Origin of the sequence: Marinoscillum sp., assembly GCF_040222955.1 — a bacterium.
In the GTDB taxonomy this organism is placed as follows: Bacteria; Bacteroidota; Bacteroidia; order Cytophagales; family Cyclobacteriaceae; genus Marinoscillum.
This window is the reverse complement of sequence record NZ_JAVKCA010000007.1, coordinates 362,601-382,514: the sequence shown is the minus strand read 5'-3', so window position 1 is coordinate 382,514 and position 19,914 is coordinate 362,601. Positions and strand designations below refer to the sequence as shown.

The 19,914-nt window shown below is 45.7% G+C and carries 18 protein-coding genes; 6 read left to right on the top strand and 12 right to left on the bottom strand.

The window, feature by feature from the left end:
* Nucleotides 1-8: 8 nt before the first annotated feature.
* Together RIH33_RS03750 and RIH33_RS03745 are read right to left on the bottom strand one after the other, a co-directional pair.
* Nucleotides 9-1,217, bottom strand: a complete 1,209-nt coding sequence (locus tag RIH33_RS03750) for an oxygenase MpaB family protein (protein ID WP_406653772.1) — start codon at nucleotides 1,215-1,217, stop codon at nucleotides 9-11.
* A gap of 134 nt (nucleotides 1,218-1,351) precedes the next feature.
* Nucleotides 1,352-2,233, bottom strand: coding sequence for a cation diffusion facilitator family transporter (locus tag RIH33_RS03745; RefSeq protein WP_406653771.1), 882 nt, complete (start codon nucleotides 2,231-2,233; stop codon nucleotides 1,352-1,354).
* Between the two features lie 158 nt (nucleotides 2,234-2,391).
* Here RIH33_RS03745 and RIH33_RS03740 point away from each other — a divergent pair, with 158 nt between their 5' ends.
* Complete coding sequence (locus RIH33_RS03740; protein WP_406653770.1) at nucleotides 2,392-3,129, top strand: DUF4493 domain-containing protein; 738 nt, start codon at nucleotides 2,392-2,394, stop codon at nucleotides 3,127-3,129.
* A gap of 98 nt (nucleotides 3,130-3,227) precedes the next feature.
* Here the strand turns inward: RIH33_RS03740 and RIH33_RS03735 are convergent, their stop codons facing one another.
* The 3 genes from RIH33_RS03735 to RIH33_RS03725 all read right to left on the bottom strand — a co-directional run bounded on the left by RIH33_RS03735 (nucleotide 3,228) and on the right by RIH33_RS03725 (nucleotide 6,926).
* Nucleotides 3,228-4,151, bottom strand: coding sequence for an acyl-CoA desaturase (locus tag RIH33_RS03735; protein ID WP_406653768.1), 924 nt, complete (start codon nucleotides 4,149-4,151; stop codon nucleotides 3,228-3,230).
* A 163-nt stretch (nucleotides 4,152-4,314) separates the two neighbouring features.
* Nucleotides 4,315-5,625, bottom strand: coding sequence for a dihydrolipoamide acetyltransferase family protein (locus RIH33_RS03730; protein WP_406653767.1), 1,311 nt, complete (start codon nucleotides 5,623-5,625; stop codon nucleotides 4,315-4,317).
* Between the two features lie 53 nt (nucleotides 5,626-5,678).
* The gene (locus tag RIH33_RS03725; protein ID WP_406653765.1) at nucleotides 5,679-6,926 is read right to left on the bottom strand and encodes a competence/damage-inducible protein A; all 1,248 of its coding nucleotides are present in this window, start codon (nucleotides 6,924-6,926) and stop codon (nucleotides 5,679-5,681) included.
* A 76-nt stretch (nucleotides 6,927-7,002) separates the two neighbouring features.
* Here RIH33_RS03725 and RIH33_RS03720 point away from each other — a divergent pair, with 76 nt between their 5' ends.
* Nucleotides 7,003-7,710: a DUF4197 domain-containing protein gene (locus RIH33_RS03720; RefSeq protein ID WP_406653764.1), complete on the top strand. Its 708-nt coding sequence runs from the start codon at nucleotides 7,003-7,005 to the stop codon at nucleotides 7,708-7,710.
* A 10-nt stretch (nucleotides 7,711-7,720) separates the two neighbouring features.
* Nucleotides 7,721-8,290: an EF-hand domain-containing protein gene (locus tag RIH33_RS03715; protein ID WP_406653763.1), complete on the top strand. Its 570-nt coding sequence runs from the start codon at nucleotides 7,721-7,723 to the stop codon at nucleotides 8,288-8,290.
* On the opposite strand, the gene RIH33_RS03710 is transcribed toward RIH33_RS03715, so the two are convergent.
* Nucleotides 8,287-9,312 carry an MBL fold metallo-hydrolase gene (locus RIH33_RS03710; RefSeq protein WP_406653762.1) on the bottom strand — a complete coding sequence of 342 codons (1,026 nt, stop codon included), beginning with the start codon at nucleotides 9,310-9,312 and terminating at the stop codon, nucleotides 8,287-8,289. The two genes, RIH33_RS03715 and RIH33_RS03710, sit on opposite strands and share 4 nt — an antisense overlap.
* 260 nt (nucleotides 9,313-9,572) lie before the next feature.
* On the opposite strand from RIH33_RS03710, the gene RIH33_RS03705 reads away from it, so the two are divergent.
* Complete coding sequence (locus RIH33_RS03705; RefSeq protein WP_406653761.1) at nucleotides 9,573-10,706, top strand: T9SS type A sorting domain-containing protein; 1,134 nt, start codon at nucleotides 9,573-9,575, stop codon at nucleotides 10,704-10,706.
* 10 nt (nucleotides 10,707-10,716) lie between these two features.
* Here RIH33_RS03705 and RIH33_RS03700 read toward each other — a convergent pair whose 3' ends face one another.
* The 6 genes from RIH33_RS03700 to fmt form a co-directional block, all read right to left on the bottom strand.
* The gene (locus RIH33_RS03700; RefSeq protein WP_406653759.1) at nucleotides 10,717-11,883 is read right to left on the bottom strand and encodes a T9SS type A sorting domain-containing protein; all 1,167 of its coding nucleotides are present in this window, start codon (nucleotides 11,881-11,883) and stop codon (nucleotides 10,717-10,719) included.
* A 126-nt stretch (nucleotides 11,884-12,009) separates the two neighbouring features.
* Entirely contained in the window at nucleotides 12,010-15,996 is a 3,987-nt protein-coding gene (locus tag RIH33_RS03695) for a S8 family serine peptidase (RefSeq protein WP_406653757.1), read from the bottom strand.
* A 166-nt stretch (nucleotides 15,997-16,162) separates the two neighbouring features.
* A complete protein-coding gene (locus RIH33_RS03690; protein ID WP_406653755.1) occupies nucleotides 16,163-16,960 on the bottom strand; it encodes an SDR family oxidoreductase in 798 nt (265 codons plus the stop codon).
* Nucleotides 16,957-17,355, bottom strand: coding sequence for a hypothetical protein (locus tag RIH33_RS03685; protein ID WP_406653754.1), 399 nt, complete (start codon nucleotides 17,353-17,355; stop codon nucleotides 16,957-16,959). The genes RIH33_RS03690 and RIH33_RS03685 overlap by 4 nt, the downstream gene beginning before the upstream one ends.
* Nucleotides 17,342-17,842 carry a dihydrofolate reductase gene (locus RIH33_RS03680; protein WP_406653752.1) on the bottom strand — a complete coding sequence of 167 codons (501 nt, stop codon included), beginning with the start codon at nucleotides 17,840-17,842 and terminating at the stop codon, nucleotides 17,342-17,344. The genes RIH33_RS03685 and RIH33_RS03680 overlap by 14 nt, the downstream gene beginning before the upstream one ends.
* A 96-nt stretch (nucleotides 17,843-17,938) precedes the next feature.
* The gene (gene fmt, locus RIH33_RS03675; protein ID WP_406653751.1) at nucleotides 17,939-18,877 is read right to left on the bottom strand and encodes a methionyl-tRNA formyltransferase; all 939 of its coding nucleotides are present in this window, start codon (nucleotides 18,875-18,877) and stop codon (nucleotides 17,939-17,941) included.
* Nucleotides 18,878-18,955: 78 nt separating this feature from the next.
* Between fmt and RIH33_RS03670 the strand changes: the two genes are divergently transcribed.
* Nucleotides 18,956-19,303, top strand: coding sequence for a PadR family transcriptional regulator (locus RIH33_RS03670; RefSeq protein WP_406658515.1), 348 nt, complete (start codon nucleotides 18,956-18,958; stop codon nucleotides 19,301-19,303).
* Entirely contained in the window at nucleotides 19,300-19,911 is a 612-nt protein-coding gene (locus tag RIH33_RS03665; protein ID WP_406653748.1) for a hypothetical protein, read from the top strand. The genes RIH33_RS03670 and RIH33_RS03665 overlap by 4 nt, the downstream gene beginning before the upstream one ends.
* The last annotated feature ends 3 nt before the right edge of the window (nucleotides 19,912-19,914 follow it).

Below are 19,914 nucleotides of genomic sequence, written 5' to 3'. Positions count from 1 at the left end.
AAGTTGATTTAGATTTCGTTCACACCCCAGTTGGCCTGGAGGGAGGGCGGGATGAAAAACCGGACATTCTTGCCTTCATTGTAATGTTTCAGGTAGCCTTGTAGCAGGAGTTTGTTAAATGACTCTGTCAGTTTGCTGATGACGTGCGAATGCTCGGCTTTATTGATACCGCCAATAATGATTTGAGAAATTCTCATGACCAAATGATCTTTGAGGTCAGCGTGATCGGGAATGCCAATCATACCTGAAAGCGGTTTCCCGACGGCTTTCTCCACATCCTGAAAAAAGTACCAAATCATATAGGCAGGAACCTCATCAAATAATGTACCCGGTATCATGTGCTGGATAAATGCCATGCAGGAGGCTGCAAGGGCCTTTCCCTGTGGGGAAGCTTCCGATTGATGGCTGAGTATTTTACAGGCCAGGGTCCAGTTGTCTTCAAAAGTATCGGCCAGCAGATCGTCATTCAGTCCCATCATATGGCCAATCACCTTCCAGCAGTGTGTGTAGCCTGTTATCTGCTCATCGGTCAGGTTGATGTGGAGTGATTTTAGCCCGCTCAATATGATGGGCGAAAAGGACATCAAAGTGCCAGCCAGGTCTTCCTGATTGATGGGCTCTCCGAGACGAGAAGTATCCCATCCCTGAGGATTGTACTTTTCTGATTTGAGAAAGTGCCGGATAGAGGCATGAATGAGCCGTACTTTCTGAATGGTAACGATACCCTTTCCTCCGGGTGCCAGGCCCCCTGGTTCGAGTACATTCACCACCATCTGGGCAGTTTCCATGAGGCGTCGCACCAGAGGGTCTATGTTTCCTTTTTTCTCAACGAGCCTACCTGTATCGAACAGCACCTGAGCACCATTGGCACAGGTGTAGCACATGGGCAGAGACTTTACATTCAAAAGCATGAAAACCTCTGGGCCGTACATCCCAAATACCTCCTGTCCTTTAGCAATCAGTTCGTCATCTGCCCAGGTAGGTAGTTTAGCCGATTCCGAGAAATAATCGCCGACTACTTTCTGTATGTTATCGGGAAAGTGGCTGAGCAACCCGGGAGTGTAACTATCGTTTCTGGCCAGGGTATAGAAGATTTCGTTGATTCTTTCTTCAAAACCTTCATCAATGATGGTGGACACTACCTGGTCGGCCAGTGGGTCTGTTTCTTGTCTTTTGGTACTTAGAAAAGAATCAGAGAGTGCATGAGTTGAAAACATAGGATTTTTACGGTGATGATTTAAGGTTGACCGCCTAAAATAGTGTGAAATTTGGGGTAATCCGAAACCCTCTGATCAATTACTTTGGGAGATGGTACTTATCAAAGATCGGTTTGTGTTGAGGGGAGGAAGCACTAACAGGGATCACACTTTTCGTCCTCCGTTTCAAACTCGATCGTCGCGTGATCTATGTGTTCGTTCCGGAGAAGCTCCTTCGCCTGGCTTTTGATTGCAGAGAGCTCAGCCAGGTTATTGTATTTTTCTACCACCAGGTGAATGGATAAAATGTGGTATTGACCATCCATTGACCAGATGTGGCAGTCATGTGTGCTTTTTACTTTGGGTATTTCCCTGAGCAGTTCATCGATGCGCTTGGGGTTTACTTCTTCGGGTGTCCCCTGCAAAATGATCTTGAGGGCCTTACTCAGGTTTTTGTACACATTGAATAGGATAAATACTGAGATGAATATGGCCAGCAGCGCATCTACCATAGGCCAGTCTTTATAGAGCATGATGATAGCGGCGATCAACGTAGCCACCCAGCCCAGCACATCTTCCAGCAGATGTAAGTATACTGCTCGCTCGTTCAAAGAATGCCCCCCGTGCAGTTTGTAAGCCGCTAACCCATTGGCGATGATTCCTCCAATGGCCAGATAGATCATACCCTGAGCATCGGGAGTTGCAGGATCAAAGAGCCTGGGGATGGCCTCTGTGAGGATGAGGATAGAGCCCACTACCAACACGAGCGAGTTGATCACTGCCCCAAGTACGGAGAAGCGTCTGTAGCCATAGCTAAATTCTTTGTTACGTCCTTTTCTGGCTACCTTCTGAAAATACCACGACACGCCGAGGCTCATGCTGTCACCCAGATCATGCAGGGCGTCGGAGAGAATGGCCACACTATTGGTATAAAGTCCCCCGATCAGCTCAATGATGGAGAACCCCAAATTAATGAAGAAAGCAATTCGGATCTTGCCTGTAGAGTGGTCATGAGAATGGTGATGATCGTGGGCCATGCTTCTTTAATCCATAAGGAGAGATAAAGTTATGAAAGAAGTGGTTGTTTCTTAATAGGAATTTTTGAAAGAGTCTTCACTTAGAAGTAACAGTATTGTGTTTTTTTTGCAACGGTTAAGCCCTATCTTTATTTAAACAAACGCCTAATGTTAAACTAATGAAAAGACACACATTTTACCTCGTGATGTGCGGGTTGCTATGGCAATCATGTACAAAATCCGATAGGATTGAGCCAGTTACTGAGCTAGATAATCATGGTTTTTTAGCCATCGCAATGGGAGAACCAGACATTGATATATCTCATGGTCGACAAACAGAGGACTACACTGATGCCCATGTTTCTATTATTTCTCTCAGTGGTGGGGAGAATGTTGAATATGCGAGTATTGGCGATGTACCGGATAGTGTTGAGCTCGAAGTAGGAAACTATTACGTTCATGCCTATACTGATAGCATTCCATTACCGGCATTTGATGCTGCATCTTATGTGGGTAATTCTGAATGGTTTCCAATCGGAGATGATTCTTTGACTCATGTCGAGGTTGACCTGGGACTTAATTCTGTTAAAGTAGAAGTGAACTATTCTGAAAACGTGCAGACTCTCTTCTATGATTATCATGTTGAAGTTTTTGATGAACATTCCGGCTCGTTGTATTTTGGAAAAAATGAGACAAGAAAGGGATACTTCATACCATGTGAGCTGACCATTCATGCCGTCCTACACTACGTTAATAGCAGTAGTGATAGCACTTCTATAGAGAAAATGGTCAGTGTAGATGGGGTTAAAAATGACTTCCTCATTATTACTGTGGATGGAGATCTGGAGTTTGGTGAGGCTATTTTTGATTTTAATCTTGACTCCCTAAATGTTAGAGAAATCGATATCGTTTTCTGAAATAGACAGTATTAATATTAGTGTTGTAGTTCTTACTTAATCAGTAAAAAAGGGTGGCTTAAATGACCACCCTTTTTTGTTCAAATTGTCCCTAAATATCAAGCTGCCTTTGCTTTCTTGGCCAGCTCTTTGGCTTCTTCTTTGTCTTTGGAGTATTTGATGTGATCAGGTACTTCTCTGATGTCCCAGATCAATCCCAGAAAACCGAAAACCCGCAGGATGTAGTAGGTAATGTCAATTTCCCACCAGAAAAAGCCCTGACGTGCCGCTGTTTCATAGTAATGATGGTTGTTGTGCCATCCTTCGCCCATGGTGAGGAGGGCCAGCCATAAGCTGTTTTTAGACTCATCATTGGACTTATATCGCTGCTTGCCAAACTTGTGCATGATGGAATTAATGCTAAAAGTACCGTGATACAGTACCACAGTACTCAGAAAGAAACCAATGAACAAAGTGGAAAACCCTGCTGCGGTAAACATCATCTCAATGCCGCCACCATTCACGATTCCCCCAAGGGCCATCACTGTTAGGGCAAGTACCACGGGAGGCACCAAATAGTACTTATTGAGCCAAACCAACTCGGGATACTTGGCATAGTCTCCAATGATCTTATAATCGGTTTCTTTGTAATCAGGTCCGATGATCCAACCCACGTGCGAGTACCAAAAACCGTAATGTTTCATCGAATGAGGATCATCATAAGTATCACTGGTCCGATGATGCACGCGGTGATGCCCTGCCCACCACAGCGCTCCCTTCTGAGCTGAAGTCTGTGCCATGAAGGCGATCACAAACTGAAACCATCGCGAAGTTTTATAAGATCTGTGTGCGAAATACCGATGATAACCACCTGTAATCCAAAACATTCTGAAAAAATACAAGAAGATGCATATCATCCAGTCAAAAAGCGTGGCACCGGTGAGCAGCGCTGCAAATGGAATAAAATGCATAAGCGTAAAGCTGATCTCCTTCTTGATCTTAGGCTTATTTAAAACTCGCGGTTCGCTTGATGCTGTTGACATTCTCTTTTCCTTTTCTAATAGTAATTCAATAAAAACACAGAAGGTTCACTTGGGCTCATCTCCACCAGGGAGATGAACGATGAAAACTCTGGGCAAGGTGAGCATAAAATGTGCTCATTCAAAATATAAAGCAGGTGCCTTTTCAACATCAGGCACCTGAGTGCTAAATTGTTCGATCCTTATCAAATCCCTCAAGGTAGTCTGCGACTCTTCTGACAAACATCCCGCCAAGGGCACCGTCTACCACCCGGTGGTCGTAGCTGTGGGACAGAAACATTTTATGCCGGATGCCGATGAAATCACCCTGAGGAGTCTCTATGACTGAAGGCTTCTTCTGTATGGCACCCAGGGCTAATATACCTACCTGAGGCTGCATTATAATGGGTGTACCCATTACGTTACCAAAAGAACCCACATTGGATACGGTGTAAGTGCCTCCCTGCAGGTCGTCCGGCTTCAGCTGATTTTCTCTGGCTCTGCGCGCCAGATCATTCACTTTTTTGGTGATCCCCACCAGGTTGAGCTGGTCGGCATTGTGGATCACCGGCACAATGAGGTTGCCAGACGGAAGGGCCACGGCCATCCCTATGTTTACACTTTTCTTTTTGATGATCTTATCTCCATCTACCTGTATGTTGATCATCGGGTAGTCCTTGATGGCTTTCACGATGGCCTCAATGATGATGGGAGTGAAGGTAAGGGTCTGTCCATCCCGTTCTTTGAAGATATTCTTCATCCTGTTTCTCCAAAATACCATGTCGGTCACATCAGCTTCTACAAATGAAGTGACATGCGGGGCTATCTGTTTGGACGCCAGCATACGCTCTGCGATCATTTTGCGCATGCGATCCATCTGAATGATTTCATCCTCCCCACTTACAGTGACGGGCATGGGCTCGGGAGCAGGCCTGGGGGTAGCTGGTTTACTTTGGCCATTTGTGCCGCCAGCAGGGGCTTTGCCAGCCTTTTTGGTGGACACATAGGATAATATGTCTTGCTTGGTGATTCGTCCGTCTTTGCCGGTGCCGGGCACGCTCTCCAGTTCGGCAAGAGTGATGCCTTCTTCCTTTGCAATACTCCGTACGAGTGGTGAATAGAATTTATCACCTGACTTGACCGGTATTTCTGCAGCAGAGGCAGTTGCCATGGCAGATTCCATGATTTTCTCTGCTTCCTGAACGATCGGTGTTTCTTCAGAAGGTGCTGATGCCGATGGGGTGCTGGCAGCGCTTGCATCTGTTTCTATTAGGGCTATGGGTTTACCCACTTCTATCACGTCTCCTTCCTGAGCCAGAATTTCCTTCAGCACACCGGCATGAGTAGAGGGAATTTCGGTATCTACCTTGTCGGTAGCCACTTCCAGAATAGACTCATCCTCCTCAATGGGATCGCCTACATTTTTAAGCCAGGACAGGACGGTACCTTCCATTACACTTTCGCCCATTTTGGGCATTACCATTTCTACTAGCGCCATAGAATATTTTGTTTGTTGTTCATTTTTGGGTGATACAAAGTTAAATAATTCCGTTAATTCCCCAGAAAGTTAATTCTGAACATATTTAGGGCACATAAGGCACTTAATTTTATATTGACATTGCGGTCTTTAGAGAAATTAAATTTTTTCGCAATCGTTTTTTGCTCATCAGAGTATCCGATCCAGACGGTTCCTACAGGTTTTCCTTCGGTGCCTCCTCCGGGGCCTGCGATGCCACTTACAGAGATTCCAACGTCCGCTTGCAGCTTTGATCTGACACTGCGAGCCATCTGTAAAACCACCTCTTCACTCACCGCACCTTTTTCCTCCATCACCTTTCTGTCCACATCCAGTGAATTCACTTTCACATCATAATCGTACGAAACGATGCTGCCCTTGTAGTACTTGGAGCTGCCCGGTACTTTGGTCATCAGGTGGGAGATGTAGCCCCCGGTACAGCTTTCCGCGAAAGCAATACTTTTATTGTTTTTCAGAAGAATATCGCCCACTACCTTTTCAAGTTCATCACTGTCGTATCCATAGACGTATGAGGCAATCTGGGGAATCAATTTATCAACTTCCTGACCTACTTGTTTTTCAAGAACGCCTTTGTCCGAACCAAGAGCTGTCAGTCGCAGTTTTACCTGCCCAAAGGTGGGAAGGTAGGCCAATTTGATACTCTTGGGTAAGTGGTCTTCCCAATCGGTGATTTTCTCAGCCAGTGCAGATTCACCTATTCCCACGGTCTTGACGATTTTATGGTAAATCACCCCTCCGGAGAATTTTTCTTTGAGTTTGGGCAGGATGATATCGTTCATCATCGCTTCCATTTCATAGGGAACACCCGGCATGGAGACATAGACCGTACCTTTTTCTTCAAACCACATGCCTGGTGCGGTGCCCAGTCTGTTATCAATCTTGATGCAATTTTCGGGTAATTCGGCCTGCATTCTGTTGAGCTCCGTTACTTCCCGACCTCTTTTTTCGAACAGGGTGCGTATGTGTTCGAAGGCCTCATTATTCATTTTGAGGCCTACCCCAAAGTACTCCGCCAGCAAAGGTTTGGTGAGGTCATCCCGTGTAGGTCCAAGTCCGCCAGTGATCAAAATGATGTCCGACCTTTCTGAGGATTCTTTCAGACAGTTGAGGATTTCTTCGCGTTCGTCACCTATGGTGATTTTCCTTCTTACTTTAATGCCAATTTCATCCAGGCGCCCACTGATCCAGTGCGAATTGGTATCTAACGTCTGGCCGTAGAGGATTTCATCACCGATTGAGATGATTTCTGCATATTTTGACATAGGGAATTGATTTGTACCAATATATTCTGGCTTATTGAGTTACTTTTAAGGACGCAAAATATATAATCTTTGATCAATGAGACTTGTTTGTTTATACATCACAATTATTTTTCTGACCGGATGTACCGTTCAGCAGATTCAGCAGACGCTGGGGGATTATTTGGAGACAGATGAGCTGACTACAGAGCAGGTGACAGCAGGCCTTAAGGAGGCTTTGGTGAAGGGCGTAACCAGCGGTACGGGCAAAGCTTCCAGTCTTAATGGTTATTTTGGAAATCCTAAAATCAAAATCCCTTTTCCTCCGGACGTACAGCGGGTAGAGGACAAGCTGAGGAGCATTGGGCTGGGTAGTGAGGTGGATAAGTTTGTAGAGACCCTCAACAGGGGCGCGGAAGAAGCAGCAAAGGAAGCCAAGCCCATTTTTGTGGATGCGATTAAAGGAATGACCGTGCAGGATGCCTGGGGCATTTTGAAAGGCTCTGATAATGAGGCCACGCAGTACCTGAAAGCCAAAACATCAGCCCAGCTGACTGCTAAATTTCAGCCTGTGATTAAGCAAGCCTTGGATAAGACCAGTGCAACCAAGTATTATGGAGATATCATCAATACTTACAATAAAATCCCGTTCGTGGACAAAGTAAACCCTGATTTGGAATCATACGCCACGTCATTGGCACTGGATGGATTGTTCACATTGGTGGCGGAAGAAGAAAAAGAGATTCGGGCAAATCCGGGAGCCAGAACCACTGAGCTCTTAAAGAAAGTTTTTGCCCAACAAGATTAATGAAAAAGCTATGCTAACACCCCTGCAGGAAAAGAAACTGGTTCACTACTTCAATGTGCTGGACTTTGATAAAAGCGGGACCCTTGAAAAGGCTGATTTCCTCAATATTGGAGAAAACCTGAGCATCCTATGGGGTTTCAAAGAAGGTACACCTGAGTATGCAGCGAGTATCGATCGATGCAGAAATACCTGGACGGCCTTTCGCAATTTTATAGGCAAATCTGATGAGAGCCATGCAACCATTGAAGAATGGATCGAATTTGCAGATATGGTGGTCGTGAATGGTGATGAAGAACTTTACGAAAAGCATGTCAACAAAGTCATGCGCGAGATTTTCAATCTTTTTGACCTGGATGGGGACGGCTACATTTCATTGAATGAATACATTGACCTTTTCATGGCTTACCGCATTGAGATTCGTTATTCGGCCAGAGCCTTCACTAAATTAGACCTCAATCAGGATGATCTGATCAGCAGAGATGAGCTGCTGAGTGGTATCAAGGAGTTCTTCAGGAGCGATGATAAGGAAGCCGCAGGAAACTGGCTCTTTGGTTTTTGGGAGACCTACCTGAAGAATTAAAAACTCATGGCTTTGCCCTCTTCAGGGATAATGAACGCACCCTGATTGACCCCCGCTTCCTCCAATGCAAGGATCAGGTCCTCTTCTGCTTTGCCTTGTCCTTCGTCGGCCAGGGGGAAGGTGCCGAAGTGCATGCCAACACTCACTGTTGATTTCACATCCTGATGCACTTTTACAGCTTCTCTTGGAGAAATGTGTATGGGAGACATAAACCAGGTGGGGAGGTAAGCTCCTATGGGTATTAATGACACGTCAATGGGGCCCTCTTTTTTGCCGATTTCCTTAAAGAGGTCTCCGTACCCAGAGTCACCGGCAAAATATACTTTTCGCCCCTCGTGCTCCAACAGGTAACCAGACCAGAGGGTTTTGTCCCGATCGAACATACCTCGTCCGCTAAAATGTTGGGCGGGCATTGAGCGGATGGTAATGCCCATATTGGTCTCCTTCCACCAATCAAGCTCTATGGTATTTTGTATTCCTAACTGGTCCAGATGAGCTTTCACACCCAAAGGAACAATGAACACAGGGGACCATTTGGATTGAATTTGCCTAATGGTAGGAACGTCCAGGTGGTCGTAATGATTGTGACTGAGGAGTACTGCATCTATATGTGGCAGATCCTCAAAGTGAATACCGGGAGGGCGCATTCGCTGTGGGCCGACAAAGCCAAATGGACTACAACGTTCGCTCCAGATGGGATCCGTCAGAATATTCAGGTGATTCCACTGAATCAAAAAAGTACTATGATTAATGAACGTAATAATGAGATGCTCTGATGATGTGGTGGGTTTGGGCCCGACCTCTGTTTCATAGTTTTTGGTCCAGGGCCCGTGGTCTCTTTGTGCCATCCACCTGAAGGCTTCGATCATACCTTTTGCCTGAACGCCAGAGGTGTTTACGAATTTTTCACCATTAAAGTGTTTGGTTTCAGGGCCTGAATAACCCGGTGCGCCGATGCGGTAGCCAATAGAAAGGATAGAAACAATAACAATCAGGAGGAAAGACAAAACCCAAAGGAGCATTTTGCAGCAGATATTTGAAGAACGATGATAGTGTGTAACTGCCTAATATATTAAATCAAAAAGGAAATAGATGTTGATTTCTTGAAAAACTGGGTTTTTTGATGCCTTAAATGGAGGCTTTCGTCGAAAATATGAATCAATAAAATCCAGTGAGGCCTTTTTAGTCGTAGATTGCGTGAAGTACCTAGAAGAGTTTTGCGGGAATCACATACTGATGTCTAAGTGAATCACCTAGGGAAAGCACTAGTCCACCGACTGTTATGAAATACTACATCTGTTGCTTATGCATCAGTTTTGCGATGTTCAACATCGCTTCCGCCCAAACAAGTACAGCTGATGGGCCATGGGGAAGTAATGCCACATGGGCACCCGCTTCTTCTCCAGGATTCACTGGCTTGGGTACCCCAATCGTCAACTCTTACGTCACCGTGGGATCAGATGCAGCTAATCAAAGTCTGACTTTTGCCAATGATAATGGAAGATCTCTTACTGTAAATGATACCCTCATCGTTTTTGGAGATGTTACTTTCAACATAACTAAGAACAATGCAGCAGTTAGTATAGGAGCTGGGAAGGTGCTGATCATTTTTGGTGATTTGGAAATGGGTAAGAATAATGCCGGGGTGGATATAGGAGCGGGGGGGATATTGGTGGTGATGGGAAATATCACTGCCGATGGGAATAACGGGGTAATTACCGGGCCTGGGAGTGTATTCACCTCAGGTACCAGCAATATGGCTGGCAATAATACGGGAGAAAGTGGCGACTTAACCGCGCTTGAGAATAGCTCTCAGTTTGAGGAGGTAGCTAATTATGTAAATGGAGATCAGGATGTACCCCTCCCGGTAAAATTATTGTACTTCAGGGCAGAGGTATCATCAGGAGTCGTCCTTCAGTGGGCCACTGCTTCTGAAATAGATAATGATTATTTTGCGATCGAACGATCTGAAAATGGCATCGATTATTACCAGATAGCTACACTTGTAGGAAATGGTACATACGATGGACTGTTGGAATATGAATACGTTGATAAAAAACCTCAGGCAGCTGTGGAGTATTACAGGTTAAAGCAGGTTGATTTTGATGGGGTATCAGAGACCTTTCAGCCCATTCGGGTAGAAGCATCAGGTGTTTTACCTGAGCATAAGATTTCTTTATACCCATCCGTGGTGGGAAATGGTCAATTGAACATTACTTCGGACCAACCTCTTTACATTCATGATCTAACTGTATACAGCATGAAGGGAGGAGCCCTGATGTCAGTAGGGCACGCTGAGCAAAATACGATGAATACCTATTTGCTCGATGTTAACCAATTGACTTCCGGTGTGTACATACTTAGGTTGCAAACCTCCGAAGGTGATACCTATACGAATAGGTTTGTAGTCAAGTAGTAGAATACTCCTATCTGATAATAAGTCGCATCCTTTTCTGAAGCCCATTCACCTCAAGACTGACGAGGTATATCCCGGACTTTACTTCACCAGGTGTTTCGAAGGTTCCTGTACTGGTTGTGATCTCCTTGATCATATTACCGGTGGAGCTGTACAGTTTGACATTGACAACTTCCATAGAAATGCCGGTTATCGTGATTTGCTGGCCAGCCCTTGCAGGATTAGGGTAAATGGCCAACTCCTGATCTGCGGGTTCAAAAACAACCTGGGTTGCAGGAAATACTTCTGTATAGCCGTCATAATCCTTAGACACCAGTCTGTAGTAATTGATCCCTATTTGAGGGTTTTCATCCACCCACGAATAGTCAATGGCAATCTTGGAGTCACCATGCCCACTTACTTCCCCGATAGTCTCAAATGTTCCACCTGCATCTGCACGCTGAATTTCGAAGTATTCAAAGTTGAGCTCACTCAGGGTAGTCCATTTGAGCAATACAGAGGTATTCTGATTATGTACCTCAAAAGCTCCCAACGTAATGGGCAGGACAGGCTGATTGAGTTGCCCATCTTCACAAGCGGCTCCGGTGCAACTGCCTGCTACCACCGGGCCGACTCCAGTAATCACGGACCCAGCACCCAGGTTAAGTTCTTCACCCACATCTAAAATTCCGGATGAACCAACATTGATGGTAGCATCCTTGGCAGATGTCAGACTACCGGCTACAGTCATCTCCCCTAAAATATCCAATGACGCATCTTTCGCCAGAGTCACATCACCCCCTACATTGAAGTTTCCATCCGTACCTACATTCATGGTCAGGTCTTTGGCAACGATCAGGTCATTGTCGACTGTAAAGTCTCCCAAAACATTGATCGTAAAGTCTTTGTCTACATTCACGGACCCCGTGACAATGAGTATTCCGCCTACTTCAATGGTTAATGATCCATCTTTAGAAACATCTAAAGAAGCAATGGTATAGGACTCACCGTTCTTAATGGTGATGTCAATGTTATCATTCATCACCACATCGTCATTGTCATCTAATGCTCCGCCCACCAGCAGTCCATCCCAGTTGGTGATGTCACTCCATTCGCCCGATCCGGTAATTGTGCGGGTTTGTGCCAATGCAGTAATGGGAAGAATGATGATAAATATGCCCAGAATAAGTCCTTTCATGAGACAAATATCCTCTATACAGGGCCGGGAGAGCGAAATAGTAGGTAGGGAGGTGGGTTAACTCGATGAACAGGGTGCTCAACACGCTGAATGGCAATTTTTATACTTTGTTTATAATCAATGTGATTATTTCAATACGACTCTATGATAGCTGATCTCCTTTTGAGATTCGAGCGTGATGAGGTAAATGTCTTTGGGGAGATGGTGCAGGTCAATCTGAGTACTGGCTTCTATCTGGCCCTTTTGAATGACTCTCCCGGAGATATCACTAATCGTTATTTCTGTCGGAGCAGTCACCACAATAAAAAGATTTCCTGTAGTCGGGTTGGGGTAAATCATCTGGTTTTCGTTGCTCACGCCCAGAGCCACCTCGGGTCTGGAACGATACACCGGATACTTCAGCGTATCACTATTGACACATCCCATTGGGCCCGTTGCATTTAATACAATATCGTAAATACCTTCAGTGTCAAAATAGAGTATAGGATTGCTGGTTACCTCAGTGGGTGAATTGTCGATGAACCAGTTCCAGCTGATCAATTCACTATTATCTGCGCTAAATGAGGTGGTGCTACGTTCAGAAAGGAACAGCGTGTCAGGATTGGCAACAATCCTGAATTGTGGTAAGCCTACGGTTATTTCCACCGGTATGGCGGCAGACGGAAGGATACTATCGAGACCAGTAAGGTAGATGACGGTATCTTTTGTCAACTCAGCAATCGTCAGTGTATTCCCTTTGCTTATCAAATGAGACAGTGTCTCGTCTGCGTAAAATGCAAACCATGTGCCATTAGAGGGCTTCAACAGAAGATCACTTCCCGTGCAGATCACCTGATCCGATGCTACAGGCAGGGGTGAGGTGGCAAAGGTTACTGTGCTTTCATTTGAATGGGTACAACCAGTGGTGTTGGTGATGCTCAGTATTAACTCGTAGCTGGCTTTTTCTACTTCCATGTAAAAAGTATCCATCTCAGATTTCAGCAACCCATCCACATGCCACTGAGCCGAAGCGGATTCCATGGAGGTGTTGATGAAGACGACCCCCGTGGCTTCATTGATGGTATCCGGCAGGTATTCAAATGTTGCATTGGCATTGTTAATGCTGATATTCACCCGTTTTCTTAAGCTTTCAAATGGCCCGGAGGTATTGGTGAAGTAGTAGGCAGTGTCTGTGGAAACTCCCTCAAAGGTGATAGATGAACCCTCCTGCAGGGGGATGGAGGTACTGTCGTTGAGGTAAACCGCAATGCTGTCAGTAATTGCAGCGGTTACTGTGAAGGGTTGATCGGTGCAAACCAGCTGATCCTCAATGTCAGGAAGCGGGGGTCTGTTGGCTACCAGTAGTTCTTTGGTGATGGTTTGAGTACAACCAGAGTTTGTCTCAATAGTGAGAGAGATGGTGTATACACCGGGGTCTCTGAAGTAGACCGTAGGGTTTTGGGTATTAATCTGGCTTCCATTATCAAAATCCCAATACCAGGAAGCAGGGTCGAAGCTCAAATCTGTAAAAGTGACAGAGTTGACCTGGTTATCAAGGAAGAGTGTGTCGGTGGACATTTCAAAATCAGCGATCTGTTCCAATAGAGAGATATCTATTCGCTGCAGGCTCCCTTCATAACCTGAGTCCAGGCTGGCAACGTAGAAAGTAGTGTCACTGGTAATGGAGCCGGTTTTCAGGGTGTCTCCCTCACCGATTATGTTTTCACCGAGTGGGTCACTGAAAAAACGAAACGTTTCCCCGGATGAAGGGGCAACAGACACCGAAGCTCCTTCGCAACTCACATACCGTTCCAAAAGCACTGGTTGTTTCAGGTAGGCATCGTATGCTTGCCTGGCACTATCCATCACAGCAGCAAGTCCATCAAAACTGTGTGATAACCCCATGATGTAGGTGACTCTTCGGCTTCTGGTGGGGGCGAGATCAATGGAATCATGAGTGAGCATCACAGAGACATTGTTGCCATTCCCCAGCCATCCGGCACTGTCAAAACGAACCTCTCTGGCCAAGGCGTATTTCACACTGTCGGTGAAATGCATCTGCACATCTTGCTCGTTTCCATCGTAAATATCCAGATCCAACGATTGACTCCAGGGAAAGCCATCGAAATAGGTGCTAAGTCCTACCACCACAGAACTGTCCAGGTTATACGTCAGGAGGGTTTTGGATTCATGATTGTAAAAAGATCGGTTTTGCATGGTATTAAATATCTCCCAGTCCAGATAGAAACTACAGGCCAATCCCTCTCTTGTTTCAGTTGAATTGTTGATGAGGCGATACTCCTGAATCAGAAAATTAGCGTCCTTATTCGTTAGCGTATTTTGTTGCATAACCATCTCAAGCGGGGCAGAGGCTGAGTCATCTCTGAAGGTGCTGGTGGCATGTAGGTCTGGAGTAGTCTGGTGAGCAAACCTGATCGGGCTGATGGCCACAAAATCATTGGCCTTGGTGTTGGTATAGATGCTGTCTGGGTAGTTATCTGAAACGTGATCTCTATCCAGAGATACCGCAACTCCCATTTTCGCGGAGATAAGTTGATCATCCCACTGAAATCCCACTCCATCGTAAAAGCCATCCGAGATAAATCCGAGATCGCCATTTCCACTTAGGGTGATAGAGAATTTGTCATTGTTCAGGTCGAGTCGATCCGGCTCTGTGGTTAATTCAATGTATTGAAAATCCGTATAGCTCCCATCAGCCAAACTTACCTTGATTTCAAGGTCCGTGCCGGGGGGAGTATCTTCATGGACCACAAAGATCTTTTCATGGATGGAGTCTGATTGCAGTGAATTCATTGCTCCCAGGTGAATGGTTTCCTGAATGATGTCTACAAATGATGACCCGGAAGTAAATGTAAGTGTGGCGCTATCCGCAGGGAACAAGTAATTTTTCACGTTGAACGAGAGGGCTATGGTATCCCCGAAAAAGGCGTAATTCCCGCTTCCATTGTGATAGGATACATCTTCGAGTCTTATGGATTTGGCGCTATCCTCCCGTACAGCCCTGTTGACGTTGAGCCGGCCATATCCCAGTTTACCTTCATAAGTTTGATTGGAGCCGATAGTGTAGACCGCATCAGAGGTGACCCGGAGTTGCTGCATGATCTGAAGGGCATTCAGGTCTGGAAAAACACTCTTCACAAGGGCTGCAGCACCGGCCACCATGGGGGCACTATACGAGGTGCCATTGTCTTTTGCAAAACCATTGCCACTGTCTGTGGAATAAATGGTATTTCCCGGGGCTATCAGGTCTACATCATAATTGTAGGTAGAAAATGAAGCTTTGGTGTCATCCAGGTTGCTGGCAGCTACGGAAAGTACATGGTCATAACTAGCCGGGTAGAAGCGAATGTCCTCCGGGGTATTGCCTGCAGCGGCTATAATTACTACATTTTTCTCCACCGCCGCATAGGTGATGATGTCCTGATTGGCCTGACTATAGCTGTTAGGTCCCCCCCAAGAGAGGTTGATCACATCATAGCCATTATCTGCGGCGTATAGAATGGACTCATACCCTGAATTAATGAATTTTAAATCTGTGCTGTAAACCTTAAGAGCACTGATCATGGTATTGAAGCCTACTCCGGCAATACCAAAACCATTATCAGTGGCAGCACCAGCAAGGCCTCCCACACGGTTACCGTGAAAGCTATCATCACATTTGGGTAAGCTATCATTGTCAGCGAAATCATAACCCTGAAAATCATCCACATAACCATTGTTATCATCATCCAGGCCATTGATGGGGTCACTGGTATTGGTGTAGAGCTTACTTTTGATGTCATCATGAGTCAGGTTAAGTCCGGTGTCTGAGATTCCGATGACGATATCAGCTGATCCTTTGGTCACATCCCAGGCCTCAAAGGCTCTGATCACACTCAAATATTCCTGGTTGGGCGTGGTGGATTCAGGGTCATTGGGGACATAAAGCAGGGTTTCGCGAAAGACAGGTTCAGCGTATTCCACATTGGCATATTCCGAAAGGGAAGCGCACAGTGCAGGTATGTTGGTAGACTCCTGCACCTCTACTTTGTAGAGTCCATCCAAAATGGAGGGTTGCTGCCGTCCTCCGGTTGCATTTTTTCTGAGCGGAGCATAGGATTTCAGGTGTTCCATTTGAGAAAAATGAAACAGGTCTGTTGCTGGTTCTGCTGCCGATGCATTTGCCTTTATCTTGATATACAGTACTCCCGGCATTACATTGTTCTCCTGGGCCTGACCGTGAGTGGAAATCAGGAGGAGAAGGAGTGTTAACCAGTATGTTGGGCGGCGTATCAAAGTATTAAGTGACAGCAGTTTTTCTTATTATTTTGGAAAAGAGGCCAGGCAGAAAGCGTTTGAGGTAGATCCCTGTGACCTCCCGGAACCCTCCAATATAAACTTCTTCTTTGTCCTGCTCAACGGCTTTAATGATCTTAGCAGCACATTCCTCGGGTGTGAGTCCATTGTCCTGGGCATCGTCCATTTTGTCTTGTTTGCTACCGTCCCCCATCAACGCATTGAAGCTGATTTTGGTTTTTACATAGCCAGGTAAAATGATGCTCACTTTGAGCCCGTCTGCATAGTGCTCTGCTCTTAAGGCATCGTAAAAACCGTGTAATGCGTGCTTCGAGGCAGCATACGACGATCGGAATGGGGTGCTGACGATCCCAACCGCAGAGGTGATGATCACCTGATGGCCTGATTTTCTTTTGACCATTCCTGGCAGCAGCGCTTTTGTGAGGGCAATGGTTCCAAAATAATTAACCTCCATGATTTGGCGGTCTACTTCCATTTTGGTGTTGATGACTTTATCTCGCTGACTGATCCCCCCACAGTTGACCAGAATATCCACCCGTTCAAAAAATGATTCTGCCTCTTTTGCCTTTTGAGAGATGGCGAAAGCATCTGCCAGGTCCAATGGTAAAATGCGGATATTTTCGGGGTGACTACATGCGGATTTTACCCGCTCGAGCTCTTCTTTTCTTCGCGCAGAAAGAATCAGCCTGGCGCCCATCTCGGCCATTTGATAGGCCACAGCCTCACCTATACCAGAGGAAGCTCCTGTGATCATGATTACCTTGCCTTTTATTTTGGTCATTCCGGTTTAGTCTTTTTGTTTTCCAGGTACACCCAGATGGTATATATTCCCAGGGCTGTCCCAATGGGGATATTGAAAAGTGAGAGACACCCTGAAACCATCATGGTAGTCAGTCCCCATTGCTTATTGTTGAGTTGTGCAATACCGCCGATGATCGATGGTAGGGGTACGATCACAAATAGCACGAACATTACACTCCTGATTAACAGCATTATGCCATTTACCAGAAGCATCGTTTCTTCGCTGTTGTCACCTATCTCTGCCAGAATGAAGGGCAGAAGGGTATTGGCCAACAGGCTGATAAATGCAAAGATGAGTATGTGGATAGTTCCATATACGATATGAAGGATGGCGAGAAGTCTTTTGTGAGCGTCCATAATGTTACTTTTTCTCATAAATTACAAAATCGAAAGCAAACTTGTGCTTTTCATCTGCCGGATGATGTGACCTGGACGTTTCTTTCCAGAGGTCATGGTCAAATCCAGGAAAAAAAGTATCCCCGTCAAACGCACCATCGATCTCCGTAAGGTAGATTTTATCCGCTATCGCCAGACCCATCTGATAGATTTGGCCGCCTCCAATGATAAATGCCTCCGGCTCGTGGTTTTCACGCGCTATTTGCAAAGCTGCTTCCAGGCTATTGACTACTTGCGCGCCTTCCGCATCAAAAAAGTCTTTGCGCGTAATTACCACATTTGGTCTGTTGGGTAGGGGACGAAACCTGGGAGGAAGGGATTCGAAATTTCTTCTGCCCATGATCACATGATGACCTGCGGTAGTTTGTTTGAAATACTGAAAATCATCCGGCAGGTGCCAGGGGATGTCGTTGTCTTTCCCTATTGCCCGGTTGGTGCCCATAGCGGCTATCATGGAAATGATCATAAATAACTTTATAATGAGTGACTCAGGTTCAAAGAAAAGTAAACACGGCGATAACCACACTTCTTATCGACGGTTTGTTGGAATAGCTCGTTGAGATTAGCTGGACAAAGGGGTGGTCCAGTGATATCCTCTCAGAAATTCTCCCACGCTCATTCGTTTTTTCCCCTGAAGCTGAACCTCAGTAAGCGTAAGGGTATCCTTCGCAGTAACCACGTCCAGATATAACTTTCCGTCTGATTCAAAGGTGCCCGGAGGAGACTGATATGCTCTCGGCGATAGCTCAGCGCCATAGATTTTGAAAGTGAGACCATCCAGGGTGGTCCATGCCGCAGGATATGGGCTAAGGCCACGAATGAAGTCTCGAACCTCCTTTGATGGTTTGTCCCAATCTATTTCGCAATCTTCCCTGAAAATTTTGGGCGCGTGTTTGGTTGCTTCAGGTGTCTCTTGTGGCTTCAACTGGTAATCACCTGTTTCAAGTGCCCGCCCTGTTTTCACGACCAGCTCAGCGCCAATATTCATCAGGCGCTCATAAAGGGAGCCTACATTGTCGTTTGGGTGAATAGGTTCCTTTACCTGAAAAAGGATGTTTCCGGTATCTATTTCGTGCTGTAGCTTGAAGGTGGTCACTCCGGTTTCTGTCTCCCCATTGATGATGGCCCAGTTGATGGGTGCCGCACCGCGATAATCGGGGAGGAGTGATGCATGTAAGTTGTAAGACCCCAGCGGAGGCATATTCCATACGGTTTCAGGAAGCATGCGGAAGGCGATGACTATATGTGCATCTGCCCGGTAGCTCTTCAATTCCTCCTGAAAAGCGGGATCTTTCAGGTTGGTAGGTTGGAGCAGGGGAATGTCCTGACTGACTGCATAATCTTTAACAGGAGAAGTGCCCAGTTTTTTACCCCTTCCCTGGGGTTTGTCAGGTGCCGTGACCACAGCTACTACGTCAAAACCTTCTTCTACGAGTCTTTTCAGGCCAGGTACGGCAAACTCAGGCGTACCCATAAACACAATTCTCAACTTATCCTTCATCACGACAAAGCTAGTGGATTCAATAAATTTCTAATAAATCATATTTTGATATATCATATATCTATGTATATTAACCCTATGTATTCAAAGGAATTGCTAAAAGGGACAATAGGGGTGATGGTACTGAAGTTGCTCGAGGAAAATGACCGGATGTACGGATATGAGATTTCTCAACATGTGAAGGCACTTACAGATGGTAAAATCCTCCTCAAGGATGGCTCCCTTTATCCGGCACTTCATAAGCTTCTCAAAGATGGAATTCTGGGGTATGAGGAGCAGCGCATCGGCAAGCGCGTACGCAAATACTATTACCTCACTACCAAAGGGAAGAAGGAGAAGGATGTTTTAATGGCTGAGATGAAGGATTTTATTTTGACCATTCAGAAAGTGATTTTCAATGAGTTTAACCCGGGATTAGTGCCATGATCAGTGAGGAGCAAGTAGATTTTATCGCAGAGGAAATCAGAAAGGCCCATGTGAAAAGTGTGGAGTTGCGCGATGATCTGATAGATCACATGTGTTGCCTGGTGGAAATAGAAATGGGCCGGGGAGTATCATTTGAGGAGGCTTATGGGCGTGCATTCAATCAGACCTCTCCGAATGGGTATGGAGAGATTCAAAGAGAAACTGTCTTTTTACTTAACTATAACAAAATCATGAACATGAAGCGATTTACCTACATTTCGGGGTTTGTTTTTGCACTGTCACTAACGGCAGGGACTTTCTTCAAACTGCTGCATTTATCTGGGGCATCAGGTTTGCTGTCCGTGGGCATGTGTGGAATGTTATTCGTATTTCTCCCTATGCTTATCGTGATTCGATATAAGCAATTAGCTGTTCAGGTGCTCTCAGAAAGGCTCAAATGGATTTTTGGTGTGCTCTCCCTTGTCCTTTTCATGGTGGCTTTATGGATGAAATTGACCCACCTGATGGGTGCAGGAGTGATTCTGGGGCTGAGCTTTTTTGTGTTTGGTTTTGGGTTCCTGCCTTTCCTTTTCTTTAGAATGTACAAAGCTTCCACTGACCAGCCATGATGA